This is a genomic window from Leptospira sarikeiensis (assembly GCF_004769615.1).
Lineage (GTDB): Bacteria > Spirochaetota > Leptospiria > Leptospirales > Leptospiraceae > Leptospira_B > Leptospira_B sarikeiensis.
Genome location: NZ_RQGF01000035.1, coordinates 14,132 through 30,367, shown reverse-complemented (window position 1 = coordinate 30,367; position 16,236 = coordinate 14,132). Strand labels below are relative to the sequence as shown.

Here is a 16,236-nt window from a genome sequence, read left to right as displayed (position 1 = left end):
ATTTATTTTTGAATTTCCCCTTTGTGCCTAATGAATTTTTTGATAAGCTCCAGATCCGAATCCGAAACAAAAAGATCAACCGCATCGTTTGCACTATAGAATCTATATTGCAGAACCTTCGCAGATAAGATCTCATTTTCTATTTCTTTCGTAAAAGTTAATTTACCGGAACAAATATTTGAGGTCACTGTAAGGGTTCTGCTACTCGAAATAAACCCAGGGGAATAATATCCATATCCCGGTCCTCCAATAAAACCTGGAGCGGTTTGGGTCCTGATCGTTTCCTGGTTTACGGAATAATTCGTGTCCATTAAGGAAAGTTTAAACATTTTCTGATCCACTTTCACATAAGCCTCGGGCCCTAATGCCGCCATCGTTTCCGAGCCTTGTAATCTGATCAACAAAGCTATCGGAGAAGAAAGTCCGTTCTTGATCTCCTTAGCATATTGACCGCCTCTGGAATATACACTTTTGTTCGGATTTTCAATCTTTGCTTCATGATCTAGATCCAATTTAACTATAGTAGCACCCTTAAATTGGTCCTGAACAACTTGAATACTTGCACTACAGCCTATAAATAGGAAATGGAAAGATAATATTATAAATTTATACTGTAGAATCTTATTTATATAGAGAATAGAGAAGATCGATTTGATCATAAAATTCTATCCGGAAATCGGAAGGTGTGATTAGATCCGGCGATGTTAAAGGATCAACACCGCCGGCTTTCTAGTTTATTTTTGCCAAGGAGTAAGTTCTCTTAATTTAGGAAAGCGAAGATATAAGCCTCCCCAAAGAATGATCCCCAAATATACTGGAAATAAAATATGGGAACCCAAAGGATTTAAAACCCGAACATGAGTTGAGACCGCACCACCTAAATAACCGGTAATCAAGATAGCACCTAAAATCGCCGTTTTTGGAAATGCGTATAACAAAGTTATGATGATCAGTAGAGTTCCTAAATACGGCATTAGTTCAGGAGGATATGCAAGTCTAAGTGCATCTGCCTGAGCCTCGGGTGACATCGGTATTTTATCTAGGAAAAATTTTATTATTCCATCAAAAAGCAGAAATGTTACGATCAATCCGCTGAGGATCCGTCCTGTCCATAATTGACCTTTTGAAACTTCTTGAGATCCCATTCTGTATTTTCCTCCAAATGAGATGGCAATTTTGAGATCTTTGAAGCAAAGTTCAACTATAATTGATCGATTTTGAATTTATATGGACCTAAAATCTTTTTCGAACTTAGATCAAAGTGTAGAATGTAATAAATTATTAAGAATTTGTGGTTCGATATAAGGACAGAAGATCTATAAATTTCTTCACGCAATTATTTCTTTTTGGCTTTTTGCTTTTTAGGAGGATCCTTTAGATCTTCTTCCACCCTGAACTTGACGATTTTTCGGATCAAATCGAAAGGTAAAGATTTATCGATTGGGAACTGTACCGATCCCTTTGCATTTTTATATTTGTCGATCTCCTTCTTAAATTTTGCGATTCCACTCGCGCCCGGATAAAATCCTATATGATTTTTATATGCGGCGAAATGGACTAAATTTTTATTCAAAAAAAATGTCGGCATCTGGTAGCTGATTTTTTCCTCAGCATTCGGAGCAGTTTCCTGGATTACCTTTCTAAGTTCCTTCAAGAGGGATTGTACATCCTTAGGAAAAGTTTTTATATATTCATCAATCGATTCGAATGTATTTTTATTATCCATAAAATCAGTTAGTGGACCAGAAAGTCAGTTTTCGATCCACCTTCTTCTTAAATACTAAATTTAAAGAGCTCTGTTCCCTCTTGAGATAATATTCCCTTTTGCATCAGTAAACTGATTCGATGCAATGAGTATAATATCGATTAAAGTCCAAAGCCCGCAGAAGCCGAAAGTGATCAACATTAAAACACCGGTCACGATCTTGCCGTTGTAGAATCTATGGATCCCCGCAACCCCAAAGAATGCGATCAGGCATAATAGTAAAGTCATGGTCCAGTGATCCATCTCGCTATTCATATTGAAACTTTGGGCGGTATTTGGAGCAGGCATTTGTCTTACTCCACATTTCGGACAAATTTCAGCTTCTTTCTTGATCACGGATCCGCAGGATCTGCAAAAAACTTCATCTACATTCTTGCTTCTAAATTCAGACATTTTTTCCTCAGACTAAATAAGACCTAATATTAACTTTCTCTGTTCCGAAAAGTTTGAGCGATTAGAATGACTATCGGAATGATCAACTCCGGAAGCAAATATCCGATCCAAACAGCGGCAGGTTCCGGCAAACCAACAATACTAATAGAAATAAGTCGTCCTATAGCAGCATTAAAAACAGCTAAAGCGATCAAATATACTAAGACCTTTTGAGTTTGTACTGTCCAAGCAGCCCAGGCAGATATCAATCCGGCAGAAAGATAAACTCCTGCCAGAAAACGATGGACATTATCTAATCTAGGAGTCGTTGTAGGTTGTCCGAGATACATCTGCAAGGAACCGCCAAAAAGAGCGATAGCCGCAACAAGAAATAAACACACTTGCACTACTCTCGTGCTTATAGAAACCGAACTATCTGTTTTCATTGCAGTAAGAATTAGTTTAACATAATTTTGTTGTCAATGGAAATTATGTAGGCTCAAAATTAGAATTCGTGGGAACACAATGAACAAAATTATTTCCTGACGGCTAATTTTCCCGCCAATATGCTCATTGGGATATATGCCCCAACTAAATCCAAAACGATAAACCAAACAGGAGAAGGGATCATAAATACGTTTGCTAATCCGCCCAAGAAAAACAGTCCACCGATGACCAAGGCAAATTTGATCTTATGGCTTGCAGCGATGACAGAAGCGGCTATAGCTCCTATAAAAGTACCGAGAGCATGAGCAAGAAAAGGAAAAACAAAATGTTTCGGCTGGAATAAATGAATAGAAGCCTTTAGCCCTTCTAATGTGGTCACGTCGGCACCGGTCGGAGGAGGGATTACTTTATCGCTGATCAATATGAGCCCCATATTCACGCAGCTCCCAATAACAAATCCTAGAATTACGGAGAGAATATTCCTAATAATCGAGTTCATACGATCCCATCACCAAATAATAAAGTGAACGATTTATAAGATAATTTTTAAGACATGCAAGTGAAAAAATCTCGGATGAGATTTCTAATATCAAAGTAGCTTACGTATTAAATAGGATTTCAGCGGAAAAAAGCATCCCAGTTATCATTTTCTACAATACTTGTATGCTCTACCATTGATTCTAAACCTTTGAAATATTTTTCAAAAACCGAGGCGGCATGCAATAAATATCCAGATTGAATAACTATACCCCTTTCATCTGATAATAAAGGAGATTTTGAACGAATATATCTATTAATCTCTTTTGATAAACCTTCACTCAGGCTATCCATCTCACCATCTTGGTGTACAATTAAATTTCTTATTGTTTGAATTATCTTAATTTCATTCCAGACGGGGAGTAGTTCGGAGAGATTCAAATAGATTACTTTCTCTAAATATTTCTTAGATCTTTCTATACCTTGCCCGCTTATATCCTTATAACTTAATTGTAAAGAATCATTAAATTTCATCACATTACAAAACTCATTCAGCTGAGATTCAAAAAATGAAAACAACGTGACTAAAGCAGAGCGCCTTAAAAGATTAGGGAAATGTTCTACAAATATTTCTTCTAAATTCCATGGCCCCGAATCCAAACCGAGATGTGTCAATGTTGGCATATCATCAAATTCTAAATTATCCGAAATCTGTTCTTTTTGACTATTATAATATCTATTTATGGAATCTTCGACTTGAGCCTCAACCCCTAGTATATAACTTCGAATTAACTCGGATACTTCAGAGTAACCAAAAATAATATTTTCGGAAATAATTCTCTTCATATCTTGCCATCACGGATTAGGCGATTGTAGTAGCCAAACGTTTTCTTTCGCCGGACATTTTCCTTTCAAACCACCAACTACATCCCTACTAGAGAGTGGATTTAAATTGTATGTGTTTTCGTAATGTCGTTTTACTTCTTCATTACTTATAGAGAATGGTGGACCTTCCATCAAATTCTGATCATACTCATAACAGACCAAGAGTTGAGGGGCTTTAACCGAGATCTCTATTAAATGATCTGTATAAGACTTACGCATTTTTTCAGGCAATGCAACTAAAGCAGCTCGATCATAAATAGCATTTACAGATCCGACGATATCTTTTGATAAGCGGAAAATATCTCCTACAAAGATATCTATATTTTCTGCAGCATAATGTTCTATACCGCCTATAACTGTTTTCTTCACTCCCATATCAAGTTGTTGAAATAATTGCTCGATCGCGATCTTACTCAATTCGGCTCCAACGACCCGATAACCGTTCGAAAGCAGCCAAGAAATATCGAGAGTCTTACCGCATAGAGGAATGAATACCCGACTTCCTTTAGTTAAGGATAATTTTCCAAAGTATTCGACTAAGAGAGGATTTGCTTCAGGTTCATGAAAAGCAATTTCGTTCTTCTCCCATCTTTGGTGCCAAAAATCTGCTTCCATGAATATTCCTACGTTATGCAGAATATGTCTTCAGTTCTTCGAATAAAACCGAAACCAGCTCTTCTGCTTTCATTTGCCTGATTAAATCGATCCCTTGGCCGGACCAAAGAGATAAAAAATCGGAGATGCCTAACTCTGAAGACCTTTTTCGAATATCTCTTGTGAAAACGTTTTGCGCAGGAAAAGGAAGGATCACATCCGGATCTTTTTCCATCTCCTTCATAAATCTATTTTCCAAGCCACGAGCTATCCTACCGGAGAACACTCGAGTCGTTTTAGTCTTACGATCTTTTTGATCTAATAATGCCTTTCTATATGGTTCGGATGTCCCAGCCTCATCGCAAAGAAGAAATGCTGTACCGAGTTGTGCTGCCTGTGCTCCCAAAGCGAGGACCGCAGCTATCCCTGCACCGTCCATAATTCCACCGGCAGAGATCACAGGGATCCGAAGTTTTTGCGTCAAAGACCGAGTAAGCGGAAATAATCCTATCATCTGATCTTCGGAAGAAGCTGAAAAAATCCCTCGATGACCTCCTGCTTCAATCCCTTGGGCAACAATCCAATCTACATGAGTTTCTTCTAAACTTATTCCTTCCTCTAATGTGGTGGCAGTTCCGCAGGTAATAATATTATTCTTCCTACATTCTTCTACATAGTGATGATCAAGAAGACCAAAAGTGAAACTGAACACCGCCGGTCTCTCCCTGAGTATAGATTCGAATTGTTGATCGAAATCGATGCTATACGGGGCTTTAAGTTGAGGAGAAGGTATTCCTAATTCTTTTCGGTACTTTTCCGTAGACTTGATCGCTAATTCCGTTTTTTCAGGGAGAAGATCTGGATCCTTTGTAGGAACAAAAAGATTTACCGCGAATGGTTTCGAAGTTAGCTTTCTTGTTTCTTTTATAATGGAAGAGATCTGCTCCGGGGTTTCATAAGCAAGCCCAAGAGAACCGAGCCCTCCTGCATTAGAAACTGCAGCAACTAAAGCTGGAGTAGAAGGCCCCCCTGCCAAAGGAGCAAGGATCAAAGGTCCTTTTAATTGTAGAATGTCGACAATTTGATTTTGCGATTTCAAAGAGCTCTCCTAAAAAATTAGACCCTATATTTTACCTATTAATCGTTTAATCCCTTACCTTTTAAAATTTGTGGAATATACTTTTCAATCCTAGACTCTCTAGTCTTAGATTGTTTAGCAGCAGCAAAAAACAAAAGATATCCTTTTTGTCGACCGGGTGTTAACGCGTCAAAGGCGACTTTCAATTCAGGAACTTCATCCAATTTATTTATAAATTCTTCGGGCATTTCGAATTCAGAAGTTTTTTTGAAGTTTACTTTTAATCCCGCCTTTTCTACGCCTATGGCTTCGCGAATGTAAGTCTTCAATACCGACTTCTTCTTTGTGATTTCCTGAAGACTTGTAAATCGGATCTGGCGTGCAGATTGTACGTTCTTCGTCTGTTGGACTAATATACCTTTTGGATCTTTTAATAAAGCTCCTTTAAAGAATAAAAACGCGCAGTATTCTTTAAACCCATGGATCAAAACAATATTATTTTCCTGATATGTATAACATGGTTGTCCCCATTTTAATTCTTCAGTTAAACCTGCATCAAGAGCAATCTGTCTGAGATTCTCAAATTCAACTTTCCACTTTTTTTCTTTATTTATGATTTTATCAACTTTCGAATTCATTCTATATACTTATTGGTTTGCAGGAATAATTTTCCTATTAGCAGGTCTAAAATACCAGGATATAATAGTTAAAACTAATAGTAATGAAGAAGGAAAAACTTCGGTTATAGGATCTCCGGATGCAATATGCGATACTATCGCTCCCGACATGGAAAAGAAAAATCCTGCGTAAGCCCATTCCTTTAATAAAGTGAATTTAGGAATTAGTAAAGCGATAACACCAAAAATCTTCCAAACTCCTAATATTGTTAGAAAATAACTAGGGTAGCCTAAGCGCGTAATAAAATCCACTTCGGTGTTTAGTTTAAGTAGTTGCACTACTGCACTTGAAATCATTCCTAAGGAAAGCCAAAGAGTAGAGATCCAATATATGATTTTACCTATTTTCGTCATGATCGATATTTTAGATTATCATACTTTGTATGCAACTGATTTATGTATGTTCGTTCGTAGGATGAAAATCTCTAAGTAAATTCTATTGACGTGTGTAAACTTTAACTTCAAAATTAAGCTCGAATATCATGCGGAAGGTACTCTATCATGAGAAAAATTATTGTACTCGAATTTATCACTCTCGATGGCGTAATACAAGCTGGAGGCGGACCGGAAGAAGATACAAGTGGCGGCTTCGAGTACGGTGGGTGGCAGGTCCCATACTCAGACGACGTTCTCGGGACAGTCATGAATAAACAGATGAGCCCTCCATTCGATCTATTATTGGGAAGAAAGACCTTTGATATTTGGGCTCCTTATTGGCCCAAACATTCGGATTTCTGGCCAAGTGTCATGACCGCGACTAAATACGTTGCTTCGAATACTTTGGCTTCTCATGAATGGAAACCTTCAGTTTTCTTAAACGGTGACATTGTAGAAAAAATCAGAAACCTCAAACAAGAAGAAGGACCCGATTTGCATGTGTATGGAAGTGCAAATCTTGTTCAAACACTTATGAAACATGATTTGGTTGATGAGTTCTGGTTAAAAATTTATCCCCTGACTTTAGGCACTGGGAAACGGTTGTTCGTTGAAGGCACAATTCCGGCAGCATTCAAGGTAACAGAAAGTCAAATTTCCCCAAACGGTATCATTATTGCGACTTACAAACGTGCAGGCAAAGTTGAAACCGGGAGTTATTAAATATTACTCCACTCCTTAAACGGTTTCTTGATGAGGCTTGAATTGAAATATCTAGGATCATTCGAAACTTCTTCTCCAACCCATTCCGGCTTATCAAAGGATCCGTCTTCCGACTGTAATTCAATTTCAGCGACTATTAGTCCTTCATTATCTTCAAGAAATTCATCGATCTCCCAAATATTTCCATGAAAATGAACCAGGTATCTAAGCTTTTTAATAATGGGCTTCTCACAAATATTATTGATCATTTCTTCGGCATCTATAAGGGGAATTTCATATTCAAATTCTTCCCTAGAAATTCCAACAGTCTTTGATTTAATTGTAATAAACCCCCGATTTGAATTAATCCTAACTCGTACCGTACGATTTTTGTCCGAATTAAGATATCCTTGAGAAATTAAGGAAGCCTTACCTTCCTTTCTATAATCAGAATTTTTTACTAAAAATTTCCTTTCGATTTCCATTTATTACCTAATATTAATTAAATATTCTTTCTGATCGAAAATCCTGGGCCCAGATAAACATATCATCCAACATCAACACTTTTCCCGCCGACTCATATTTTCTCGAAGAAAGTTTTGAAAGTTTAATTCCTTCGATATGTTTAGATTCTATCAGCTTTAGAACAGTTTCAGGAACTTCGCAAATAAGGCCAAAAATCGGACCTGTATTTCTTTTAGTATAATTTAAAAAGTAGTCGTTCATAAAATATTCTGGAGATCTATAAGCAGAATATATATCCTCAATACATTTGATTGAAAAATTGATTAAGGAAATAAGTGAATCATCATCTTCAGCCATAAAATAAATTTGAAAAGAATCTTCCCTCCTTTCCAGATTGATAAGATGCTCATCATAATAATAGATATTTTCAAAAGTTGCCCCTCTTATAACTCGTGAATCAATTTTTTTCTTTGAGTGGATCTTATACATTACACTTTCAGAGGGATTAGAAGATTTAACCAAAATGAATGTGCTTTGAACTTGGACGATGATTCCTGGCCCTAATTCTATTATTTCTTTCAGGTGTTCCATTAAGTATTCGTTTTCAGGATATCGCCTAACAAACTAACAGTTCTGAATCTGATACTCGTATATAAGCATCGTTTAATCCACGAGAAGAGTTGCGAAGTTTATACAGGACTTCATGATAGTAACAGTTATTGCTCCAAAATACGTTTCTCTTCATGTGTGTTTTTTATAATGAAGAGCAATGGATCCGGATTGAAAAGTTTTCGAGCCAAGAAATTCAAGCCGAAGTGTTTCCTGTAGTTTCACAGTGTCGAATAATCGTGGCCCTTTCCCTGCAAGGACTGGGTGAACTACAAAACGATACTCATCAATCAGTCCATATTCCGAAAGTTGAGAGGCAATGCTTAAACTACCTACTAAAATGTCCTTTCCGGGCTCTTGCTTCAATCTAAGAACTTCTTCTTTTATGTTTCCTTGCACGAGCCTTGTATTCGTTTCATCAATATGTTTCAATGTAGTGGAAAATAGGATCTTTTCGAGCGAAGTGAATACATCTGCAAATTCATTACTTACTTCTGACATTGATCGATTTCTTGCTACTTCAGGCCAAAAAGGTACCATAAGTTGATATGTGACCCGGCCATAGAGCATAAGACTTCCATTCCGCAAAAGATCAGTGAAATATTTATGCAGTTCGTCATCTGCAATCATATCCATATGACTGCAGTACCCATCGGTGGTGATATTGATCGCAAAAATAATTTTTCTCATAGATATTTTTTAGGAATTCTTGTTAGTTGTTTCTTTATTTCTTTCATATTCCATAATATATTGATTAATAGTTTCTGGATCTGATAAGGGACAAACAAATCCCCAGCTCCAATCAACATACAGTATTTCTTTCGCGAAAGGTAGAGTATATAATTCTTTCATTGGGTGGCTGCACCATATAGAAATTAAGATATTTTCTTCATTAACCTCTACAAAAAGAGTATCCGTATCTTCAAGACCAAATGCAAAAATATTGCTACATTCTTCTCTATAAGAGCTATAACCAGTCATTACTTTATCATATTCAGGAAGCTCTTCGGAAATAAATTCACGAATGATCTCTAAGTTAATATTTAGATCGGATAATTTAATTGGATTTTCTCTTCGAATAGTTAGATCATTCCATCCGTAACCGTCGAAATTCATTTTGGAAGATTCTTCAATTTCGGAAATCTGATTTCGACAAAATTCGAAATTGTCTATTGGCAGCAACTCACGTTGACAATAGTCATCCTCATGGAAAAATATATTTCTCATTAACCCCATCTTATATAAGCCGGCGAGACATGATCGGTTAACCAAACACCGTTTTCTGATAAATAGAATTTTTCACCTGCTTCGAACATGAAAGAGGATTTTATTGCCAATACAATCGGGGATCCTCGGCGCATTCCCACCTGACGAGCTTTTTCTTCCGAATCAGAAAGATGCACATGATGCCTCTTCATCTTTAATAGGCCTTGTTCTTGAATACTCTTTAGAAATTGTTTCGCAGTCCCATGATACAATTGATCAGGAGGTTTTACTTCTTTAAAATTTAGTTCGATAGAAACCGAATGCCCTTGATTTGCTTTGATAAATAAACCATCTCCACTAATCAAAAATCTTTGTTTGTCGCTATTCTTCACTACATCTTGAATGGATTTAATCGAAATAAAATTTCCGTGTTCTTCGGAGGCAGAAATTAGGTCTTCTATCCGAAGCCAACCATCATCCATTAAAGTTAAACCAATAGATCCAGGGGCATGTCTTAGTATATAACTCAAATACTTACTTATTTTCGTTGGATCATTCATACAATAAATAGCAATTTCATACTTAGGAGCGGATAACTAACGGCAAAGATTTAACAACATTTCAAATCGACACAAGCTTACTTTATAATCGATCATAAAACGAAACGAAAGATCAGTCCTTCTTGAGGAATTTATTACCGCTAGAATAGCTTAAATAAGCCCCTAATAAAAAGACCAAGCCCGCTGGAATAGTGATTAGTGTAGATCCACTCGAGATATTCAAAAGGCCTACTCCTAAAAAAACAACACCAAGTAGTAAATAAATAAGAGAGTTTCTTTTAAATGAGCCGGCTGTAGTTGCAAATGTTTTCTTACTTCTACTCATCAACTCACCGTATATCTTCACCTCTTCCTCGCATAGTCCTTGGCAGGAGATCCCTACTCCCGTATCAACGGCACAAACTGGGCATAAAGCCTTATTACAATGTTTGCAAATTGCAATCGCATCCTGCCCATTATGTGAGTAACACTTCATTCTAAGTCTCCTTTCGTAATGTCTATACTATCAAATCCGAATATCAGACAAGGAAAGTCGAAATATTCTTATATCTTTTGTAAAAAGGAAATTATTCTATCCCACTCCAAAGAAGACAAATTTTCATTAACGTGAAAATGGTCGGAATGAGGTAGCTCTATATAGATTGAGCCGTTAATTTTCCTGTTTAATTGGTTCGCCATAAACACTGGTGTCAATGTGTCTAATTTTGCTCCGATTATTAGCGTAGGCAAACTTACCTTCTCCGCTTTTGAAAGATTATCAAATTTATCTAAAATAAGAAATTCCGGAATAAAATGAGAATATTTATACCTTGCGACTTCACCTAAAGATGTATAAGGAGTCACAAGAATTAAATGAGAACATATATCTCTTAAAGACAATTCTAAGGCAACGCCGCTGCCGAGAGATCTACCCCATAATGATGTTTTCTGTTTAGAAAAACTATATTTGCTCTGAACATATTTGATAATTTTCTCCGAATCATCGTACAATCTAATCTCATTTGGCGAATATTCTTTAGATAATCCAAATCCAGCATATTCAACAAGAAGAGCTGAATAACCCCGTTCATAGAAATATTTAAAAAATCTAGCTTCCCCGTACATGGTCCCTCCCTGGCCATGAAGCAAAATGATCAACCCCTTTGACAGATCCTTTCCTAAAAACAAATGAGCGTTTACTTTTCTATCCGAATTAGAAATTGTAATTAATTCTCCTGGGATTTGCCCAGGATCTATTTTCTCATTTTTACCGAAATATACGAACCTTCTAAACAAATACGGATAAGCTAAGATTAAAACTGTAAAAGCAGCAATTGTGAAGATTAGGACCCTTCTTTTCAATTCGTCAAAACCTCAAAATTTAGAATGCGAACAGCAACTATGCATAATATATAACCCAGAAGAATATATACAAAAACACCATAGACATATTTTACATTAAAGGAAAGCTATCCATAAAGGGCGTAAATGAGACCGGCAAATTATTTTTTCTTTATCATAAGCATTTATCTAATTTCTTGTATTCCAAGAGGGGAAATTAGGATTACCAAAGATAATTTCACTGGGATGACAAATATCGAAATGAATGACTTCGTTGATGGTTTTGAATTCGATTATTCAAAACTTAAAACAAGTACACCCAAGCTTGAAAATGCAAAAATTAAATTCAAGCGTACACTATACGTTTACTTTCCTGGAAAGACGCTTAGTAACAAATTCTATTTCAAATTTGATCAGTCTATACTTGAAGGCACAGTTCAAAATGCGAATTCACAGGTTATATATAAACCAGATCCTTCTGGAAAAATTACTGACGAAGATTTAGTTGTTTCAGGAGAAATTTTAATCAATGAAGATTTAAAAGAAAGAATATTGAAGGCAAAAGAAATTTCTATAAAATTTACTGCCGGGACTCAGGAAGTCATAGTGAAATTTGATCAAGAAAACATTATTAATATTAAAAAATTTCTGAACTAAACTTAAACATTATAATCAATGTCTGCATTATCGAATGCAAACAAGTGACTAAAAAATTAAGGTGATATTAATATCACCAAAATGGTTTCGCTACATCTAAAAAAGAGTATCGAACGAATGAAACAGTAAAAGCAAATAAGTAAGCGAATATAAATATTTCGAAATTAATTCTGAAAATAGAGATTTTTTTACGCCAATTCCCTACAGCACAAATCGCTAATGCCACTAAAATTGGGACCAACAATAAATTTATAATCTGCAAGTTCGGGTTTTTAAGCAAAATTTTTGGGAATGCTAACATACTTGCATATCCTATTATTGCGCCAAAAATGATGTAACCGACTGCACAAAAGAAATATTCGATAAATTTAGATGCCCTCACCGACTGCATTATATTTTCCGCTATTAAACCGGCGATAAACTGTCCTATTATTTCAATAAATACTTCGACGATAATCTCGATAATAATTTCCATATTCTAGATAAGCATACCAAGTACCGGTCCAAAACGGACAGTCGAAGCAAATAATTTTTCTTAGTCTATAACTTAAGCCGCTCTTCCATCAATTTTGTAGTTATTCGAAATACGTCGTATTTATAAGTAATATTTAATTTTCGTTTGTATAGTCGAATCGAAAAAAGAAAATTTTAGCTTCATAATAATATCATTACTTATAAATACCAATTTTCCATTACGATCATATTCAAAATTAGCATTTAGTTCAGACTTTTCAAATATAATCCTATAAAGCGAAAAAGTCGGAAGTGTATAATGCTCTTCATTTGAAAGGCATAACTTTGAAATGGGATCAATCCACTTCGTTCCATATGAAGATTTGAAATAACTGTTTTCCCCCGCACTCTGGATCTCTCTTTTATAGTCAAATCCGATAGTAACCTTACCTCCAATGGTTTTTCTCCTGTCCGTTTTGATAACTTCGGTATAAATTCCTTTACTGGACGCCGAGTTTAAAACCAAAAGTTGTCTTTGAATTTCTTTATTATCTGGTGAGACTTTTGCTCCGTTAATATCCCCAAAATCAAAAATGTATTTTTGCGATTTTTTATCGTAAATATACGTACCATTTATCCGGGTTTTTGTTTTTTCATGCTTCCGATCTAAGAGTTCATCTATATTAATTTTCCGAGCGCAGCATATTTCCGAAATTAATTTATTCGATTCTTCCCAAAGATGATCAACGTTATTTACTTCGGCGTTAGTCTTACATTGCGAAATACCAAGAATGATTAGAGAACTAACTAAGCATCTAAGGGTAACGTTATTCATTTTAATAATTAATTCCTACCTTCTATGATAATTAAAAAAGTACAATATGAAGGGATATCGCCTAACAATCAATTCTTATAAAAGAAGAAAGAGCATAACATCTTGAGGGAACAGTTAGGCGACTTGATAGACGAGATACTAAGGTTTAAAATTGAGAGTATTAATCACCATGTTTGTAATATCAATATCATCCAATCCATGCCTATTTACTCTCAAAAAACTTTTACGTCTTGCTTCCAACAATTTTCCGATTAAAATTTCTTTATCTTTCGTACTATTAATGAAGTCAGATGGATGCAAAGTAGTCGATGAACCTGCATTATTGATCATCTTCTCAGTCTCGGATAACAACTCTTTGTCGTTAAATTGATTATTACTCTTTCCAAATTTTTGCTCTATTTGATTCATTAGATATTCGTATGTAAGATTTTTGGCGAATTCTTTTTCACTATCAAAATAATCCTTAGTCTTTGCGGATAGAGCGCCTGTTGAAAGTTTTAAATACAGCTCTTTGCCAATCGGACCGGCATTATCGAGCAAAATGTAGGTTCCGCTCACAAATGATTCATGGTCCTTTTCTTTTTCTAAGAGATTGGAAATAGGAATTGCACAGTCCGAAGTACAAATTCTCCGCAAAATACTTAAAATCGATTGTCTATTTGTAATTGTTTTTTCTGATTCCAAAATATTTAGCAAATGTTTAATACTTTGGTTTCCGTAAACCCCATATAGGTGCGTCCGCTGCGCATGATTACTAACGGAAGTCATATGTTGTGGGATGAAAAATGTACCGGTTTCATGTCTTAAAAAACGTTCATCAATAAGTTTTAAAAAATCGGGTTGTTGCTTTTCACTTAAAAATAGTGAAAAGTTAAAGAATTGCTGTGAGCTAAAAGAAATTATTTTAGATCTAAAATCTATCCTCTCATAGTACTTAATTAATTGAGGAAGATATTCATTTTTGTTTTTATCTTCTAAGACTAAAAACCAAGACAGGTCCAAAATAACCAAGGAACTTGGTTTTTCCTTCTTGATCTCTTCGTCCAAAATATTCTTTAATATTCTTATAGAATCGGATTTATTCTTTTTAAATAAGGCCCAGTTTTCATCCATAAGAGCATTATTTTTATCTAATTCTTTATTCGAACTTTTTTCCTCAATTTTTCTTAGCTCATTCACAGCTTTAAAAATTTGTCTTCGATAATCATCATCCGCAAAAATACTATGGGAAGCTAACAACAGTATTAGAAGTAATAGTTTCATTTAATCTCCATACAATTAAATTCTCAAATGGTATAAGTAGTTCGATGCTATTTGTTTTCATAACGATTAACGACCAAAACTTACTTTGCAAGATGAGTGACAGACCCAAATATGCGAAGCCCAAATAAGGGCTGGAAGCAAGAGTTGGATTCGTTAGTTAGGCAATGAAAGTATTGTATTCAAAGCCCCATTTGCGTATGAGTTTCACGAGTTGGCCTTTCCGGCTTTGAAGACTTTACTTCTGGTAATTTTGTTTTTACCTTCGCTTCTTCCGATTCATTGGGGATAGTTGCAGTCGTTTCCGTATTTTTTTCATCTAACGATGTCTTCTCACTGACCGAGACTCCTCCACTATAAAGAGAAGTAATTAAAATTATCGCACCAAATATCATAAAAAACAAACCTGGCCCGGTTCCTGAAAAAATTATATTCAAACTAGCGGATTCAAATTTTAAATCGCTTTTAGTCGTCGTTATCCCCTTCAGAAAAAGCCGGTAGCCTAAATACCCGAAGAGTATTCCTCCAAAGGCTATTAACAATCTTTCTATACCTCTGTAAGCAATTGGATCCATATTAGTTATTCTCCGTCAGATTTTTCAATTTGTTATCATTCATTTATTTAAAGATAGATTTGGTATTTTTTCGCCTAACAATGTTCTGTAATGATACGAAATTAAGCGAGGGTCACGTAGTAAATCGAAAGTGATGCATCAGAACAGATAGTAACTTGCTGCATTTTTAGAAAGAAACCCGTGGACGCACACGCTAAAGTTTAGTGTGGTTCCAATTCAAGAACTATTGCTACTATAAATCAGAAAAGAGACTGAGTGGATTTCTCTCGATATCCTATCTTAATGAGCCGTTGTTTTTTCTGTTGTTGGTTCATAATAAAGAATAACTGCACCAACGCCAAACGGTCTTGTTTTTGTAAGTTTAAGCAAAATTTTTTCGCTGATATTTTTAAATAACGGCAAACCGCTTCCTGCGATAACAGGGTGAACGCAAAGTTGATATTCGTTTATTAAATTAAGTTTCGTCAAAGCTACGATCAAGCTTGGACTACACACAAAAACATCTTTACCCGATTGTTGTTTGAGCTCCAAAACTTCTTTCTCAAGATCTTGACTTGCCAATTTTACGCTTTTCCAATCTACATTTTTCAGCGTGCGGGAAAAAACAATTTTCGGGGTGCTGTCTATTGCTACTGCAAAATCATCCATTGCTTTTTCGCCCGTGGGATTTTCTAGTATAGTTCGCCAAAATTCCATAAGCTGGTATGTTACCCTACCATACAAAACGGCACCGGCATTTCTTAACAAATCAGCATAATGTTGATGTATTTCCTCATCAGGAACACCTGAGGTATGGTCACAAAACCCATCGAGAGTCATATTGATTGCTGCGATTATTTTTCTCATATATTCCTTATATTTTCGCCTACGACTTTCTCATCATTTTTATAGCCTTTTAAAGGCATTGCACAGATAACTACAATC

25 protein-coding genes are annotated in these 16,236 nt (G+C 35.6%); 2 read left to right on the top strand and 23 right to left on the bottom strand.

Annotated features, from left to right (window positions below):
• Positions 1 to 2 precede the first annotated feature (2 nt).
• The 11 genes from EHQ64_RS16955 to EHQ64_RS16905 all read right to left on the bottom strand — a co-directional run bounded on the left by EHQ64_RS16955 (position 3) and on the right by EHQ64_RS16905 (position 6,649).
• Positions 3 to 659, bottom strand: coding sequence for a hypothetical protein (locus EHQ64_RS16955; RefSeq protein WP_246048820.1), 657 nt, complete (start codon positions 657 to 659; stop codon positions 3 to 5).
• Positions 660 to 734: 75 nt separating this feature from the next.
• On the bottom strand, positions 735 to 1,145 hold the full coding sequence (locus tag EHQ64_RS16950) for a DoxX family protein (protein WP_135650987.1): 411 nt from the start codon (positions 1,143 to 1,145) through the stop codon (positions 735 to 737).
• Positions 1,146 to 1,336: 191 nt separating this feature from the next.
• The gene (locus EHQ64_RS16945) at positions 1,337 to 1,726 is read right to left on the bottom strand and encodes an iron chaperone (RefSeq protein WP_135650986.1); all 390 of its coding nucleotides are present in this window, start codon (positions 1,724 to 1,726) and stop codon (positions 1,337 to 1,339) included.
• A gap of 60 nt (positions 1,727 to 1,786) precedes the next feature.
• The gene (locus tag EHQ64_RS16940; RefSeq protein ID WP_135650985.1) at positions 1,787 to 2,158 is read right to left on the bottom strand and encodes a TM2 domain-containing protein; all 372 of its coding nucleotides are present in this window, start codon (positions 2,156 to 2,158) and stop codon (positions 1,787 to 1,789) included.
• A 29-nt stretch (positions 2,159 to 2,187) separates the two neighbouring features.
• Entirely contained in the window at positions 2,188 to 2,538 is a 351-nt protein-coding gene (locus tag EHQ64_RS16935; RefSeq protein ID WP_246048819.1) for a DUF4345 domain-containing protein, read from the bottom strand.
• Between the two features lie 134 nt (positions 2,539 to 2,672).
• Positions 2,673 to 3,083 (bottom strand): hypothetical protein, encoded by a 411-nt coding sequence (locus tag EHQ64_RS16930; RefSeq protein ID WP_135650983.1) that lies wholly within the window; start codon positions 3,081 to 3,083, stop codon positions 2,673 to 2,675.
• Positions 3,084 to 3,202: 119 nt separating this feature from the next.
• Positions 3,203 to 3,907 carry a hypothetical protein gene (locus EHQ64_RS16925; RefSeq protein ID WP_135650982.1) on the bottom strand — a complete coding sequence of 235 codons (705 nt, stop codon included), beginning with the start codon at positions 3,905 to 3,907 and terminating at the stop codon, positions 3,203 to 3,205.
• Between the two features lie 9 nt (positions 3,908 to 3,916).
• Entirely contained in the window at positions 3,917 to 4,561 is a 645-nt protein-coding gene (gene tmpT, locus EHQ64_RS16920) for a thiopurine S-methyltransferase (protein ID WP_135650981.1), read from the bottom strand.
• 13 nt (positions 4,562 to 4,574) lie between these two features.
• Complete coding sequence (locus EHQ64_RS16915) at positions 4,575 to 5,639, bottom strand: NAD(P)H-dependent flavin oxidoreductase (protein WP_135650980.1); 1,065 nt, start codon at positions 5,637 to 5,639, stop codon at positions 4,575 to 4,577.
• A 38-nt stretch (positions 5,640 to 5,677) separates the two neighbouring features.
• The gene (locus tag EHQ64_RS16910; protein WP_135650979.1) at positions 5,678 to 6,256 is read right to left on the bottom strand and encodes a YdeI/OmpD-associated family protein; all 579 of its coding nucleotides are present in this window, start codon (positions 6,254 to 6,256) and stop codon (positions 5,678 to 5,680) included.
• Between the two features lie 9 nt (positions 6,257 to 6,265).
• The gene (locus EHQ64_RS16905) at positions 6,266 to 6,649 is read right to left on the bottom strand and encodes a DoxX family protein (protein WP_135650978.1); all 384 of its coding nucleotides are present in this window, start codon (positions 6,647 to 6,649) and stop codon (positions 6,266 to 6,268) included.
• Positions 6,650 to 6,796: 147 nt separating this feature from the next.
• Between EHQ64_RS16905 and EHQ64_RS16900 the strand changes: the two genes are divergently transcribed.
• Positions 6,797 to 7,393: a dihydrofolate reductase family protein gene (locus EHQ64_RS16900; protein WP_135650977.1), complete on the top strand. Its 597-nt coding sequence runs from the start codon at positions 6,797 to 6,799 to the stop codon at positions 7,391 to 7,393.
• On the opposite strand, the gene EHQ64_RS16895 is transcribed toward EHQ64_RS16900, so the two are convergent.
• The 7 genes from EHQ64_RS16895 to EHQ64_RS16865 all read right to left on the bottom strand — a co-directional run bounded on the left by EHQ64_RS16895 (position 7,390) and on the right by EHQ64_RS16865 (position 11,349).
• Positions 7,390 to 7,857, bottom strand: coding sequence for a CYTH domain-containing protein (locus EHQ64_RS16895; RefSeq protein ID WP_135650976.1), 468 nt, complete (start codon positions 7,855 to 7,857; stop codon positions 7,390 to 7,392). The genes EHQ64_RS16900 and EHQ64_RS16895 overlap by 4 nt on opposite strands.
• Positions 7,858 to 7,870: 13 nt before the next feature.
• Complete coding sequence (locus EHQ64_RS16890; RefSeq protein ID WP_135650975.1) at positions 7,871 to 8,428, bottom strand: hypothetical protein; 558 nt, start codon at positions 8,426 to 8,428, stop codon at positions 7,871 to 7,873.
• Between the two features lie 150 nt (positions 8,429 to 8,578).
• Entirely contained in the window at positions 8,579 to 9,136 is a 558-nt protein-coding gene (locus EHQ64_RS16885; RefSeq protein WP_135650974.1) for a dihydrofolate reductase family protein, read from the bottom strand.
• Positions 9,137 to 9,145: 9 nt separating this feature from the next.
• Complete coding sequence (locus EHQ64_RS16880) at positions 9,146 to 9,673, bottom strand: hypothetical protein (protein WP_135650973.1); 528 nt, start codon at positions 9,671 to 9,673, stop codon at positions 9,146 to 9,148.
• On the bottom strand, positions 9,673 to 10,212 hold the full coding sequence (locus tag EHQ64_RS16875; RefSeq protein WP_135650972.1) for an RNA 2'-phosphotransferase: 540 nt from the start codon (positions 10,210 to 10,212) through the stop codon (positions 9,673 to 9,675). The genes EHQ64_RS16880 and EHQ64_RS16875 overlap by 1 nt, the downstream gene beginning before the upstream one ends.
• A gap of 112 nt (positions 10,213 to 10,324) precedes the next feature.
• On the bottom strand, positions 10,325 to 10,687 hold the full coding sequence (locus tag EHQ64_RS16870; protein WP_135650971.1) for a hypothetical protein: 363 nt from the start codon (positions 10,685 to 10,687) through the stop codon (positions 10,325 to 10,327).
• A gap of 68 nt (positions 10,688 to 10,755) precedes the next feature.
• Positions 10,756 to 11,349, bottom strand: a complete 594-nt coding sequence (locus EHQ64_RS16865; protein WP_281275542.1) for an alpha/beta hydrolase — start codon at positions 11,347 to 11,349, stop codon at positions 10,756 to 10,758.
• 330 nt (positions 11,350 to 11,679) lie between these two features.
• Here EHQ64_RS16865 and EHQ64_RS16860 point away from each other — a divergent pair, with 330 nt between their 5' ends.
• Positions 11,680 to 12,189 (top strand): hypothetical protein, encoded by a 510-nt coding sequence (locus tag EHQ64_RS16860; protein ID WP_135650969.1) that lies wholly within the window; start codon positions 11,680 to 11,682, stop codon positions 12,187 to 12,189.
• Between the two features lie 73 nt (positions 12,190 to 12,262).
• On the opposite strand, the gene EHQ64_RS16855 is transcribed toward EHQ64_RS16860, so the two are convergent.
• The 5 genes from EHQ64_RS16855 to EHQ64_RS16835 form a co-directional block, all read right to left on the bottom strand.
• Complete coding sequence (locus EHQ64_RS16855; protein ID WP_135650968.1) at positions 12,263 to 12,664, bottom strand: hypothetical protein; 402 nt, start codon at positions 12,662 to 12,664, stop codon at positions 12,263 to 12,265.
• Between the two features lie 120 nt (positions 12,665 to 12,784).
• Positions 12,785 to 13,477, bottom strand: coding sequence for a hypothetical protein (locus tag EHQ64_RS16850; RefSeq protein WP_135650967.1), 693 nt, complete (start codon positions 13,475 to 13,477; stop codon positions 12,785 to 12,787).
• Between the two features lie 138 nt (positions 13,478 to 13,615).
• A complete protein-coding gene (locus EHQ64_RS16845) occupies positions 13,616 to 14,740 on the bottom strand; it encodes a hypothetical protein (RefSeq protein WP_135650966.1) in 1,125 nt (374 codons plus the stop codon).
• 179 nt (positions 14,741 to 14,919) lie between these two features.
• Entirely contained in the window at positions 14,920 to 15,312 is a 393-nt protein-coding gene (locus tag EHQ64_RS16840; RefSeq protein WP_135650965.1) for a hypothetical protein, read from the bottom strand.
• A gap of 279 nt (positions 15,313 to 15,591) precedes the next feature.
• Positions 15,592 to 16,158 carry a dihydrofolate reductase family protein gene (locus tag EHQ64_RS16835; RefSeq protein ID WP_135650964.1) on the bottom strand — a complete coding sequence of 189 codons (567 nt, stop codon included), beginning with the start codon at positions 16,156 to 16,158 and terminating at the stop codon, positions 15,592 to 15,594.
• Positions 16,159 to 16,236 lie beyond the last annotated feature (78 nt).